General features: G+C 73.5%; 14 protein-coding genes. 4 read left to right on the forward strand and 10 right to left on the reverse strand.

Annotation, left to right across the window (positions count from 1 at the left end):
- Positions 1-50 precede the first annotated feature (50 nt).
- The 4 genes from B0I32_RS33905 to B0I32_RS33920 are packed head-to-tail and all read right to left on the reverse strand — an operon-like array spanning position 51 to position 4016.
- Positions 51-968, reverse strand: a complete 918-nt coding sequence (locus B0I32_RS33905) for a nitroreductase family protein (RefSeq protein ID WP_106246744.1) — start codon at positions 966-968, stop codon at positions 51-53.
- A complete protein-coding gene (locus B0I32_RS33910; RefSeq protein WP_106246745.1) occupies positions 965-2038 on the reverse strand; it encodes a hypothetical protein in 1074 nt (357 codons plus the stop codon). Before B0I32_RS33910 ends, B0I32_RS33905 begins: the two co-directional genes overlap by 4 nt.
- Positions 2035-2481, reverse strand: coding sequence for a DUF4188 domain-containing protein (locus B0I32_RS33915; RefSeq protein WP_106246747.1), 447 nt, complete (start codon positions 2479-2481; stop codon positions 2035-2037). Before B0I32_RS33915 ends, B0I32_RS33910 begins: the two co-directional genes overlap by 4 nt.
- The gene (locus B0I32_RS33920) at positions 2478-4016 is read right to left on the reverse strand and encodes a phenylacetate--CoA ligase family protein (protein ID WP_106246904.1); all 1539 of its coding nucleotides are present in this window, start codon (positions 4014-4016) and stop codon (positions 2478-2480) included. Before B0I32_RS33920 ends, B0I32_RS33915 begins: the two co-directional genes overlap by 4 nt.
- A 103-nt stretch (positions 4017-4119) precedes the next feature.
- Between B0I32_RS33920 and B0I32_RS33925 the strand changes: the two genes are divergently transcribed.
- From B0I32_RS33925 to B0I32_RS33935, 3 genes are read left to right on the forward strand one after another with little or no spacing between them, the layout of a single operon-like run.
- On the forward strand, positions 4120-5322 hold the full coding sequence (locus B0I32_RS33925; protein ID WP_245956196.1) for a winged helix DNA-binding domain-containing protein: 1203 nt from the start codon (positions 4120-4122) through the stop codon (positions 5320-5322).
- A gap of 45 nt (positions 5323-5367) precedes the next feature.
- The gene (locus B0I32_RS33930) at positions 5368-5775 is read left to right on the forward strand and encodes a helix-turn-helix domain-containing protein (RefSeq protein WP_106246750.1); all 408 of its coding nucleotides are present in this window, start codon (positions 5368-5370) and stop codon (positions 5773-5775) included.
- Positions 5776-5812: 37 nt separating this feature from the next.
- Entirely contained in the window at positions 5813-6157 is a 345-nt protein-coding gene (locus tag B0I32_RS33935) for a DUF4180 domain-containing protein (protein ID WP_106246752.1), read from the forward strand.
- 78 nt (positions 6158-6235) lie between these two features.
- Here the strand turns inward: B0I32_RS33935 and B0I32_RS33940 are convergent, their stop codons facing one another.
- The 5 genes from B0I32_RS33940 to B0I32_RS33960 all read right to left on the reverse strand — a co-directional run bounded on the left by B0I32_RS33940 (position 6236) and on the right by B0I32_RS33960 (position 9599).
- The gene (locus B0I32_RS33940; protein WP_106246753.1) at positions 6236-7015 is read right to left on the reverse strand and encodes a TetR/AcrR family transcriptional regulator C-terminal domain-containing protein; all 780 of its coding nucleotides are present in this window, start codon (positions 7013-7015) and stop codon (positions 6236-6238) included.
- A gap of 43 nt (positions 7016-7058) precedes the next feature.
- Positions 7059-7907, reverse strand: a complete 849-nt coding sequence (locus tag B0I32_RS33945; RefSeq protein WP_106246755.1) for an LLM class flavin-dependent oxidoreductase — start codon at positions 7905-7907, stop codon at positions 7059-7061.
- A gap of 113 nt (positions 7908-8020) precedes the next feature.
- Positions 8021-8392 (reverse strand): hypothetical protein, encoded by a 372-nt coding sequence (locus B0I32_RS33950; protein WP_106246757.1) that lies wholly within the window; start codon positions 8390-8392, stop codon positions 8021-8023.
- Between the two features lie 209 nt (positions 8393-8601).
- Positions 8602-9222 carry a GNAT family N-acetyltransferase gene (locus B0I32_RS33955; protein WP_106246758.1) on the reverse strand — a complete coding sequence of 207 codons (621 nt, stop codon included), beginning with the start codon at positions 9220-9222 and terminating at the stop codon, positions 8602-8604.
- Positions 9219-9599, reverse strand: a complete 381-nt coding sequence (locus tag B0I32_RS33960; RefSeq protein ID WP_106246760.1) for a MerR family transcriptional regulator — start codon at positions 9597-9599, stop codon at positions 9219-9221. The genes B0I32_RS33955 and B0I32_RS33960 overlap by 4 nt, the downstream gene beginning before the upstream one ends.
- A 55-nt stretch (positions 9600-9654) precedes the next feature.
- Here B0I32_RS33960 and B0I32_RS33965 point away from each other — a divergent pair, with 55 nt between their 5' ends.
- Positions 9655-10908 (forward strand): MFS transporter, encoded by a 1254-nt coding sequence (locus B0I32_RS33965; protein ID WP_106246762.1) that lies wholly within the window; start codon positions 9655-9657, stop codon positions 10906-10908.
- 13 nt (positions 10909-10921) lie between these two features.
- On the opposite strand, the gene B0I32_RS33970 is transcribed toward B0I32_RS33965, so the two are convergent.
- Positions 10922-12541 (reverse strand): LLM class flavin-dependent oxidoreductase, encoded by a 1620-nt coding sequence (locus tag B0I32_RS33970; RefSeq protein ID WP_106246763.1) that lies wholly within the window; start codon positions 12539-12541, stop codon positions 10922-10924.
- Positions 12542-12562: the final 21 nt, after the last annotated feature.

The following is a 12562-nucleotide window of genomic DNA, read 5'->3' on the forward strand; positions in this document are numbered from 1 at the left end:
CGTCACCGGCACCGGGCCGGCCCCGGCGCCGCTGCCCCGTCTCAGTGCGGTCATGAGCGGCAGCGGGCCGACGGCGGGGACGGGGACTTCGGGCGGCCGACGCGGGCCACGTGGAGAAGCGTCTCCGGATCAGACACCCCCAGCCGCCCCGCCAGCACCTCCCTGGTCGGCTCGCAGTCGATGACCTGGCTGAGCGGATGCGTGGTGTACCCGAGCCCGGACAACGTCAGCCAGTTCCGCATCAGCGCCCGGCCCAGCCCGACCTCCTCGGTGACGTCGCCCACCAGCACCAAGACGTCCCCGTCGTAGTCGAGCAGCCCCCGCGACGCCCCCGCCAGCACCCTGGGCAGGCCGAGCCGCCGCAGCGCCGGGTACAGAGCCAGCGAGGCGCGCAGCCCGAGCGCCTCCGCCCTGGTGAGCGCGAGGGCCCGGTCGCTCAGGCCGTCGAGGAAGTAGCGCCGGTGCCGCCGGGTCAGCCGCAGCCAGGCGCGAAGCTCCCGCGTCACCCGCCGGTCGCCGAACTGGTGCAGGTCCGCCGCGTGCAGCAGGTCCGCCAGGTCCCGGCAGGGGAGCCGGCGCATCCCCTCCATGGCGCCGGCCACCTCCTCGGGCAGCCGCCCGCCGTGGTACTCGCCGCGATTGGCCCCTCTGGCCCGTACGTCGGCCGTGGTGAACGGCGTCTCGTACCGTCGCTCGGCCGCGTGCAGGAAGCCCACCCGCAGCGGACCCGGATCGGGGCGGAAGGCGACGTCGAGGCCGGCGTCCGCGCACACGATCAGGCAGCACTCGACGAACGCCCCCAGGCTGAGCCGCAGGTCACGCCCCGTCGGGTCGCTGACGGGCAGGGCGCGGGCCGGGTCCCAGCCGACGGCCACCTCGTCACCGTCGTACGTGAGCGTCCACGGCTGGGTGTTGTGCGCGCTGGGCGCGCGCCAGAAGTCGGGCTCCAGCGCCCGCAGCTCTCTCACACGAGGTCCTTGGCGTAGAAGGTGTAGCCGTGCAGCGGCCGGCCGCCCATCGCGGTGTACTGGGCGGCCGAGCCCGGGTTGGTCCGCTCCACATACGTGCTGCGCAGCGTGTGGTAGCCGCCCCGCCGCAGCCCGTCGTGCAGCTCGCGCGAGAGCAGCCGCATGTAGCCGCGCCCCTGCTCGTCCGGGACCGTGCCCTTGACGATCAGCACGGCCTCACGGCGGAAGCGGGAGCGGGTGGCGAGCAGGCGGAGCTGGTTGAGCGGATGCAGGTTCCCGCGGATCCGGGTCACGAAGGCAGAGATGTCGGGCAGGCACAGGACGAACGCGATCGGCCGGCCCGCCTTCGTCAGATAGAGCAGCAGGGCCTCGTCCAGCAGGTACGCCAGCCCGTCCGTCTGCTCGGCCAGCTGCTCCGCCGAGATCGGCGTGTAGTAGCCGAGCGAGGCGAAGCTCGCGTTCAGCATCTCCCGCAGGATCGGCAGCTGCTCCTTCACCCGCCGCCGGTCGCCCCGGTGCACCCGCAGTTCCTCGGCCCGCAGGCGGGCGTCGTCGAAGGCGAAGACCGGCTTGTCCGGCACGGGGCAGATCCAGGTGTCGGACTCGAAGCGCCGGGTGAAGCCGTGCGCCTCGTACGCGGCCGGATAGTACGGAGGGTTCCAGGCGCTGTCGATGAAGCCGCGCTCGGCGAACCCGGAGGTGATGACGCCGCCCGCCTGGTTGGGCAGCAGCGAGACCGGCCCGAACAGCGGCCGCCCGCCCCCCGCCGCCGCGATCCCGTCGAACAGCTCCTCCGCCGCCTCCTCGGCGAACTCCGTCAGCCCGAACAGCTGCGTGGCCCGCCCGAGCCTGGCGTCGAGGGCGGCGTCGGTGTGCAGCGTGGTCCTGGCCACGACCCGGCCGCCGCGCCGCAGCACGTACAGGGGCACACCGCGGCGCCGCCACGCGCGCACGGTCGCGTGCAGCGGCGGCACGAAACGTTCGTCGCCCGCGTACAGGCGGTCGGTCAGCGCCAGGAAGTCGCGCAGGTCGCGGCGCGTCTCGACCCGGCTCAGCGCTCCAGGGCTCACGGGCGCACCACCCGCGGGCCTTCGCCGTCCTCGGTGGACAGCGGCGTGAACGTCTCGATGTGCGCCATCGGGCCGCCCTCGGCCCGCCACGCGCCGTTGCTGTAGCCCTCGGGCTCGGCGTTGTAGAGCCGGATGTAGCCGGCGGTGGCGTTCCTGGTGCCGTCGGTCACCCATCGCATGAGCTCGCGGTGGTGCCGGCTGCGGGCGAAGCGCAGCAGCGCGTCGCGGTCCTCGAAGAACGCGATGGTGCCCAGCGTGTACGGGAACTCCCAGTAGATCTTGTGCCAGCGGTAGCCGCGCATGCGTTCCATGTCACGGACCATCCGGAACCAGGTCAGCGTGAGCTTGATGATCGACAGCGGCCCCCGGTAGCGGGTCGCCCCGACGAACATCGCCGTCGCCCGCCCCTGCGGCGGCGCCTGGCTGAAGTCTGTGGTCCTCATGCGTCCTTCACCAGATAGACGTTCTTCATCTTGGTCAGCCCCGCGAACGGCCCCTCGCCCAGCCCGAACACCCTGATCCGCAGGTCGGCGGCCGACGGGTCCTCCTTGAGCGACTCGGCGAAGTCACGCGAGACGGCGCTCAGGTGGGCCACGACGCCCTTGCGGCAGATCGCCACGAGATCGTCCCGGTCCACCTCGCCGCGCACCTCCAGGTTGATCACCGGGCGGTACTCCAGGCCGGGCAATTCCTCCAGCGACAGGCAGAACCGGTTGATCGCGGCGGCGTGCGGGTTGCCCTGGTAGAGGCCGTACTCGACGTCCTGCGGATAGAGGTTGGCTCCCATGTAGGAGATCGTCGAGTCCTTGCGCCCGAACAGGAACAGCAGCGGCAGGCTCATCCGCTCGTCGGTCCACATGCGGGCGTACGCGTCGTCGCCGAGCGCCCGCCTGACCTCGGCCAGGGTGTGCAGCCGAGCCTCGTCGCCGACGTTGTAGCGCAGCTTGGGCTGCAGGCAGCTCTTGGTGTTGATCGTGCACAGCAGCTCGCCGTCTGCGTTCACCTCCAGGAACGTCTCCAGCGGGTTGTAGTGGAAGATCATCGGCAGCCGCTGCTCGCCCGGCCCGAGCAGCCGGTCGCGCAGGCCCTGGTCGGTGGCCAGCCGCTTGCGCAGCCGCACGCTGAACCCGCTCTCCGCGCCCATTCCGATCGTCAGGTCGCTGGCGCCGTAGCCGGAGCGGACCTCCTCGAAGCGCTCCTCCAGGTAGTCGCGCAGCGCCTCCGTCATGCCCTCGCCGCCGACCATGCCGCGCACGCGGTACTCGGCCCAGGGGAAGCCCGCCTCGTCGAGGCGGTCGCGCAGATGCTTCAGGAACGGCGGGTACGCCGCCACCACGTAGTCGTAGCCCGGCCCGAAGTGCTCCAGCGTGTCGGCGATCTTCTCCAGGTCGGGGCCGGTGTTCTTGACCATGGCGATGCGGGCCATGGCGGCGCCCGTGGTGGTCCCGGTGGCCCACGCGCCCATCGAGTACGCGTTGATCACGAACAGCCGCTCGCCGGGGAAGACCAGTTCGATGTAGCCGGCCGCGTTGCGGTAGATGCCCTTGAGCTCGCGCGGCCCCCGTACCCAGTTGTACGGTTTGCCGCTCGACCCCGACGACTCGTCCACGATCACGCCCGGCCGGTGCAGCCGGCCCTCCTGGCAGCGGCTCGCCTCGTCGTAGACCCCGGCGTAGTTCTGCTTGGTGGTCTCGGGGAAGTCCGCCAGCCCGCGGGCCCGCTCGGCGCCGTTCGCGCGCAGGAAGTGGCGGTAGGCGGGCACGTCCACGGCCGCGAACTGGCAGGCCACCCGCGCGTGCCTGGCCGCGACCCGGTCGAGGGCGGGGTGGTAGCCGCGGGCGACGAATCGCCAGACGGCGGGGTGCAGGGCGCCCAGCCGGTACGCGCCGGTCAGGGCCCAGGAGTAGGCCTGGAGCCGGGCTCTGCGCCAGCGCTGGCGAGGGGTGAGCGGCCCGAGGGCGGGGCTGAGGCGGATCATGACGGGTGACATTAGTGCGATCAGATGAAAGATCGCTTTAAGTCCACTTTCATCGGTATAACGGCGCACATGCGGAACGACCCTTTCCGCGTTCTCTTCTAGCGTGGGTGCACCGGACGAGGAGGACATGGTGATCGAACTGTCGTGGCCGCAGGTCAGCGCGCGGCGGCTGGAACGCGCCGGCCTGAACGGCCGCCCACCGGGCCCCACCGGGCCTGACGTGGCGAGGCCGGATGCGGCGGGATCGGACGCCGCGGGGCCCGTCGCGGCGGTGGCGGCGATGTGCGGGGCGCACGCGCAGGTGATGTCGGCCGCCGAGGCGTCCATCGGGCTGCGGCTGCCCGGCGTCACCCGGGCCGCCGTCCGCGAGGCGCTGTGGAGCGAGCGCACCCTGGTCAAGACGTACGGCCCGCGCGGCACCGTACACCTGCTGCCCGCCCGTGACCTGCCGATCTGGGTCAGCGCCCTGTCGTCGGCCCCCGCCGCCACCCCCGTCGCCACGGGCGACGTCAGGATGACGGGCGAGCAGACCGAGCAGGTGGTCGAGGCCATCGGGAAGGCCGTCACCGGGGCCGCGCTGACGATCGACGAGCTGAGCGAGGCGGTCGTCGCCGCCACCGGGCCGTGGGCGGCAGACCTGGTCATGCCCGCGTTCCAGACCTACTGGCCGCGCTGGCGGCAGGCGATGGCGCTGGCGGCGCACCGGGGCGCGTTCGTGTTCGGGCCGGTACGGGGCCGCAAGGTCACCTACACCGCCCCGCCGGACGCGCCGCCCGTGACGGACGGGCTCGCCCGGCTCGTCACGAGCTACCTGACCGCGTACGGGCCGGCCACGCCCGAGGACTTCGCCCGCTGGGCCGGCGGGCCGGTGCGCTGGGCCGGCGAGGGGTTCGGCGCGGTGGAGCTGGAGGAGGTGCTGTTCGAGGGGCGGCGGGCCTGGGTCCTCGCGGGCGACACCGCGGTGCCGGAGGAGCCGCCGCGCGGGGTGCGGCTGCTGCCGTACTTCGACGCGTACGTGGTGGCGGGCCGGCCCCGCGAGCTCCTGTACGCCGGCGAGGCGGCCGCGCGGGCGCTGGCCGGCGGCCAGGCGGGCAACTTCCCCGTGCTGCTGGTGGACGGGAACGTGGCCGGCGTCTGGCACCAGCGGCGCTCGGGGAACCGGATCGACATCACGGTCGAGCCGCTGCGCGACCTCACCGCCGGGCGGTCGCGCGAGCTGGAGGAGCAGGTGGAGCGGCTGGGCGAGGTGCTGGAGGCCCGGCCGCGCCTGACCATCGGCCCGGTCACCGTGGGCGCGCACGCCTGACAGACTCCATGTCACTCCCTTTCGTACGGCATAATAGGGAGTGATATGGAGCGATATACCGTCGAGCAGGTGGCCGATCTGCTCGGGCTGCACGTCAAGACCGTGCGCAACTACGTACGCGAGGGGCGGCTGCCCGCCGTCAGGATCGGCAAGCGATACCGGATCGCCAAGGAGGACCTCGAGGCGTTCACCGGCGTTCCCGTGACGCCGGCCGGGCCCGCCGCGTCCCGCCGCGCGGAGGTGTCGAGCATCGTGCAGGTCGACGGCCTGCCCAGACCCGCGATGGACCGGCTCAGCACGGCGGTCCTGGGCGCGCTGGGCGGGGAGCCGAGCGGCGTGCGCGTGCAGTTCGTCTACGACGAGGAACGCGAGCACCTCAAGGTCGTCGTGCTGGGCGGCCTGGAGGAGAGTGCCCAGGTCCTCCGCCTCATCGACGCATTGGTCCGCCCCTGATCCCCGGCACCCACCCGTTTCCTGGAGATTCCCTGAAATGACCGACATCCTGCGCTACGACCCCGACGGCCGGCCCCTGAGCGAGGTCCGCGACGTGCTCGACCTCATCGGCGAGGCCTGGTCCACGCGCGCCACCTGGGTCTCCGTGCCCGCCGACCGCCTGCCCGGCGGCTTCTTCACGCTGAGCAACGGCGTGGCGGGCGAGATCACGCAGAAGTTCGCCCAGTACGGCATCGGCCTGGCCATCGTGGGCGACGTCTCCGGCCACGCCGCGAGCAGCTCGTCCGTGCGTGACTGGATCTACGAGTGCAACCGCGGCCGCCAGCTCTGGTTCGTCCGCGACGACGAGGAACTGACCACCCGCCACGGGACTCTCGGCTGACGTCACCGACCTCCGCCCGCGCTCGACAAGCGACGCCGGCACGGCCGCCCCGAAGCCGTCCGGCCGGTTCGGCGGAGCTCAGCCCGCCTTGACGGCCGTCTCGATGCCGTCCAGCAGCACGCCCAGCCCCGCCGCGAACGTCTCGCTGACCCGATGCTCCAGGTACGGCTCGTCGTCGCCGGGCCCGTCGTCCTCCGACTCGATCCACGCCACCATCGGGAACCGGGCGGCGAACCCCGGCGCGACCTCCTCCAGCAGGGACGAGCGCGCCTGCCACCACTCCTCGTCGGAGACCCCGGTCTCCGACGGCGCCAGCCGCGACTCGCTGACCGTCTTGGCCGCCCCCCTGACGAAGTCGAACAGCAGCGCCACCACCCCGCGCAGCCGGCGCGGGCGCAGCCCGGTGCCGCGCAGCACCGCCACCACGCTCTCCAGCATCGCGAACTCGTTGGGCCCCAGCACCGGCCGCGCCTGCGACACCTGCAGCACCCAGGGGTGACGCAGGTAGAAGGCCAGCGTGTCCTCGGCCCACGCGGCGACGGCCGCCCGCCAGCCCCGGCTCAGGTCGTAGGCGGAGGGCAACTCGGCCAGGGCGCGGTCGTACATGAGGTCGACCAGCTCGCCCTTGCTCGGCACGTACGTGTACAGCGCCATGCCCGTGCGGCCCAGCCGCAGGCCCACCTTCCGCATGGACAGCGCCGCCATGCCCTCGGCGTCGGCCACCGCGATCGCGGCCTCCACGATCGCGTCGACGCTCAGCCCCGGCTTGGGGCCCGGCCGCACCTCGCCCGGCTCGCCGCTGCGCCACAGGAGTGCCATGGACCGCCGCGCGTCACCCTGACCTGCGTAGACGACCAAGCGGAACTCCCCGTCCTGGACAATTCTTTACGGCATAAGGATATCAGCGGCGTTCTTTCCCCGATCTCCGCGCGATCACCGCGGCGAGCATCTCCCACGACGTCTCCGGATGCAGGGTCTGCTCGGGGTCACCGTGGAACGGGTCGAGCACCACGGTCTCCGCGCCGAGCACGCGCAGCTCCTCGAGGTCGTCCATGATCTGCTCGATCGTGCCCACGCCGGCCAGCCGGTCGGTGCCGGTCACGGGCTCGGGCGTCACCCGCAGCTGGATCCGCGGGGCCAGCGCGGGGGCGGCCACGCCCTGCTCCGCGGCCAGGGCCACCACACGCGGATAGGTCTCACGCAGGTAGGGCAGGGTGTTCCAGAGCGGGTGCCAGGCCTGGCCGAAGCGCACCGTGCGGAGCAGCGCCGCCGGGCTCTCGCCGCCGACCCAGATCGGCACGCCGCCGCGGTAGTCGCGTTCGTCGGCCCAGGCGGCGGTGATGGCCGCCAGGTGCTCGTCGGTGAGCCGGCCGCGCTGGTCGTGGGCCACCCCGAGGGCCTCGAACTCCTGCCGCGCCCACCCGATCCCGACGCCCAGCACCAGCCGGCCGCCGCTGAGGTCGTTGAGGTTGGCCGCCATGCGCGCCACCAGCAGCGGATGACGGTAGGGGACGATCAGCACCGTGGTGCCGAGCGCGACGCGCGTGGTGACGCCGGCCAGCCAGGAGAGCGTGGTGAACGGCTCGTAGAAGGGCGCGGGATACTTCGCGGCGACGTCGGGGGTGATCGCCACGTGGTCGGAGACCATGAGCAGATCGAACCCGAGTCCTTCCACCGTCTGCGCCCAGTGGCGGATCACGCCGGGGTCGGTGCCCGGACCGAAATTGGGGACGTTCACACCTAGTCGCACCCGGTCAGGCTATCGAGTGATCACCCACCGCGGAAACCAGCACCGCTCAGGTGGGGACGCGCAACGTCCCGGCACCCCTACCGCGGGTGCCGGGACGGTCACGTGACGGGAGGTCAGCCGCGGACGCCCGCGCCGACGCCGGGGCCGAGCCCGTGGCCGACCCAGTTGCCGTTTCCGCTGGTGGGCCAGTTGCGATGCAGCCACTTACGGACCTCGTCGTGGTCACCGTACTGGCCGTACCAGTGGTCGCCGTGGTGGCCGTGGCGCCCGCCGCCCTTGCAGCCGTCGGCGTCGCGGGTGCCGGCGAAGACGCCGTGGTCGGTGACGTGGTGGTACGTGGTGTCCTCGTTCAGGCCGACACCGCAGTCCTTCGGGTAGGTGTGGTTCCAGTCGGTCCAGATGTCGGCGGCCGCGGTGCCGGTGGTCCCGAACAGCGCGGCCGCGGTGAGCAGCGCACTCCCGGCGGCGATGAGGCTCTTTCTCATGATCTCCCCCTGTAATCACGAAGTGACATCGGCCATCACTCTACGGAGCGATCTTGGGCGATGAAGGCAGCGCCACACCCTGTTTCACCCAACAGGCGACCCTCTACCAGCAAACTCACCACCGGGCTCCAGGGCAGGGGTGTACGCGGCCGGCTCGCGGCGCACGTTCCGGCACACACGCTCAGCCGCCGAAGGTCAGACGCCTACGGTCAGGCGAGCAGCACTTCGGCGCCCACCGGCGCGTACCCCGCCGCGAGGATCGCCCGCACGCTCGCCACGTTCCCCGGCGCGACCTGCGCCCACACGGGCTCGGGCACGACGTGCCTGGCCGCCGCGGCCAGCCGCCGCCCCAGGCCCCGGCCGCGGCACTCCGGCTCGACCTCGACCGCCGCCTCCCAGCGGCCCGCCACCCCGCGCCCCACGGTCAGCAGGCCGCCCTCCGCGGCCGTCCACACGCGGACGGAGTCGCGGTAGCGGCGGGCCCGCGCCACCCGGGGGTGGTCGCTGCGGGTGAGTTCGTCCAGCGCGACCGGCGGCGGTCCCGGCAGTGGCGCGGCCAGGCCGAGCAGGTCCACGTTGCCGATGCCGCGCCCTGTACGGCCCGCCAGCGCCTGGAGGAACGCCGGCCCGAGCGGCGCCGACAGGTCGCCGGGCGGCAGCAGGCCGCGGATCCAGGCGGGGTCGGCGTCGGCGAAGACCACCGCGTGCGCGGTGAAGGACAGCACGCCCAGGTCACGGGGCGAGGGCTGCGGCACGATCGTCAGCCCGCCGTCGGCCGGCGGGAAGCGACCGCGCCGCACGTTCGCCAGGATCTCGGCCAGGGTCGTCACGCCGGCCCGTTCCGCAGCGCCCGTACGGCGGCGAGGTAGGCGTGGATGGCGTCGCGGTTGCGGGACAGGCAGTCGATGCGCTCCTGGAGGCGCTCCGCCTCGGCCTCCAGCAGGGCGGCCAGGTCCGGGGTGAGGCACTGCGGATGCAGGTGGATCCGGCTGGGATCGTCCAGGAAAGGCAGGATGCGCCGGATGATCTCCGTGGTGAGGCCGGAGTCGAGCAGGCCGCGGATCTGCTGGACCAGGCGGACCGCCGACTCCGGATAGTCGCGGTAGCCGTTGTCGGCGCGCTCGGGGTGCAGGAGGTCCTGCTCCTCGTAGTAGCGCAGCAGGCGCGGCGGAACGCCCGTGCGCTGCGCCAACAGCCCGATCCTCATGCGTGCTTCCTCCGGATTTGCCTTCACATTGATGTGAAGGTTTCAGCATGGTCGCATGTCTGACGTAACCGCCGCCAGTTCGCGGAGACTTCCCTGGCCGGCGCTGCTGGCGCTCTTCGCGGCGGCGTTCACGGCCGTGATGACCGAGCTGCTGCCCGCCGGGCTGCTGCCGGGGATCGCGGGCGCGCTCGGCGTGCCGGAGGGCCGCGCCGGGTTCCTGGTGACGGCGTACGCGGTGGCGTCGTTCGTGTCGGCCGTCCCCGTGACGGCGCTCCTGCGCGGCTGCAACCGGCGTCCCGTGCTGGTGGGGACGCTCGCCGGGTTCGCCGTGCTGAACGGGGTGACCGCGCTCTCCTCCTCCTACCCGCTCACCTTCGCGGCCCGGATCCTGGCCGGGGTCATGGGCGGCGTCCTGTGGGCGATGCTGGTCGGCTACGCGGCCAGGATGGTGCCCGAGGAGCGGCGGGGGCGGGCGATCGCGATCGTCTCCGCGGGCATCACGGTCGCGCTGTGCGCCGGGATCCCGGCGGGAGCGGCGCTGGCGGCGGTGGCCGGATGGCGCGCGGCCTTCGGCGGCCTGGCCGTGGCCGCCGTCGTCCTGATCGCGTGGGTGCTGTGGCGGGTGCCGGACTTCCCCGGCGAGCCCGCCGCGGCGCGGGTGCCGCTGCGGCGGGTGGTCGTCCTCCCCGGTGTACGCGTCGCGCTCGGCGTGACCCTGCTGACGCTGCTCGGGCACCAGGCGGTCTACACCTACCTGGCGCCGCTGGCGCAGGCGTCGGGAGGCGGGCCGGCCGGCCTGGTGCTGCTGGTGTTCGGGGCCGGGACGGTGGCCGGCATCTGGGCGGTCGGCGCCGTCATCGACCGGTACGCGCGCCGCACCCTCATCGCGGCGCTGGCCGCCGTGGCGACGGCGATGGCCCTGCTCGGGACGTCGGGCTGGGTGCCTGGCGGAGCCGGCGGCGTGGTCCTGGCCGCCGCCGGGCTGTGGGGGGCGGCGTTCGGCGGCGTGCCGACGTTGCTGCAGACGGCGCTGGTGGACGCGGCCGGCGCCGCCAACGCCGACGTGGCCACCTCGCTGCAGACGACCGTCTACAACGCCGGCATCGCCGCGGGCTCGCTGGCCGGCGGGGTGGTGCTGGAGAGCGCCGGAGCCGGGGCGCTGCCGTGGACGGCGTTCCCGGTGGTGGCGGTGGCCCTGACGATCGTCGTGGCGGCCCGGCGGCACGCCTTTCCCGGACGGGCCGCCAGTGCGCGCCACCGCGACCTGCCCGGGCAGCCGGCGCAGGCACTGCGCGGGGCCGTGCGCTGACGGCCGGTGGGTGTCAGAGGCCGTGCCGCGCGAGGGGCTCGACCAGCTCATGCTCCTCGTACGACAGATGCGACAGAAGGGTGTCGGTGAGCAGGTCCACCGCGCCGCGCAGGTCGGCCAGGCCCGCCGGATCGGTGACGAAGGCGACCAGGGCGCGATCGACGCGTTCGAGGACCTTGTGGATGGCCTGGTGCTCCTCCCGCAGGCGGTCGAGCACCGGGGCGAGGCCGGGCTCCACCCGGCGCAGGTGCGGGAAGAGCATGGCGTCCTCGGCCGAATGGTGCATCGTCACCAGGCGGCAGTAGGACTCGCAGTAGGCGCCGAGCGTCCAGTTGTTCTGGCGCATGGTCATGGTGCTGATGTGGTCGCGGGCCGCACCCGCGTCCAGCGTTCCGGCGGCGACCTGGTCGGCCAGGTCGCGCAGCTGGGCCAGCTCGGCGCGCAGGTGGTCGTGCACGTCGATCAGGTGCCGTCCGGCGGCCTGCTCCCTGGGGGAGTAGCGGCGGTGCGGGTCGGGGGCCGGGCCGGCGGGGCGGGTGGACTCGTCCCAGACCCGGACGGAGCTGAGCCGCACCCCGTCGTCCGGCGTCGGCACGGCGGCCAGCGGCGCCCCTCCCGTCCGCGCGGACGGCGGCGGCTTTCCCGGTTCTGCGGGCATCGGTGACCTTCCTGCTGAGGCGGGGGCACGCTCGGAGGCGGCGGAGTGGCGTTCGGGCGTGGTGGGTGCGCGTTCGGAGGTGGCTGGGTGGCGTTCCAGTGTGGCAGGGGGCTCGGGTACGGCGGGGGAGCGGCCGGCGGCGACCAGGGCGCGGACGGCGGGCGCCGTCTCGGCGGCGAAGCGTTCGACGGTGCGCGCGTCGCGCGCCGTCAGGATGAAGACGCTGACGCCGTGGTCGAGGGCGAGCTCGGCGAGCTCCTCCGGCGCCCGCTCGCGGTCCAGGTTGAGCAGGCGGCGGATGGCGGCGGGCGAGCGGCCCGCCTCGGCGGCCGCCTCGTCGATGACCGCGTTGCCCGCCCCGAGCTCGGCGAAGGACCGGTAGCGGGGCAGGGACGGCAGCCAGCCGTCGGCGAGCCGGCCGGTGAGGCGGAGCATGCGCGGCTTGTACGCGCCGAGCCAGACGCCGATGTCGTGCGCCGGTCGCGGCCCCCGTGGCGCGTCCTCCACCCGGTAGTGCTCGCCGAGGTGCCGGATGCCGCCGGGAGCGTCGGTGTCCCAGGCGGCGCGGATGATCGCGATGCCCTCCTCCAGCGCGTCCACGGCCTGGCCAGGGGTGAGACGGGGCGCGCCCATGGAGGCGATGGCGTCCCAGTAGCCGCCCGTGCCGAGGGCCAGCTCGAACCGGCCATGGCTGAGCAGGTCCAGGCTCGCGGCGGCCTGGGCGAGCATCGCGGGCGGCCGGAGCGGCAGCGGGTGCACGTTGCCGGCCAGCCTGATGGTCTCGGTGGCGGCGGCCACGTAGCCGAGCAGGGTCCAGGTGTCGAGCAGGGCCGGCTGATAGGGGTGGTCCTGGAAGGAGACGAGGTCGAGTCCGGCGCGCTCGGCGAGCCGGGCGAGGGCTACGACGCCGTCCGCCTCCTGCGCGGACGGCACCACGCTGACGCTGAAGAGCAGGTCGTGGCCGTAGTCGGGCATGGAAGGGCTCCTGTGGCCGAG

The sequence above is a fragment of the Nonomuraea fuscirosea genome, assembly GCF_003001935.1.
Taxonomy (GTDB): Bacteria; Actinomycetota; Actinomycetes; order Streptosporangiales; family Streptosporangiaceae; genus Nonomuraea; species Nonomuraea fuscirosea.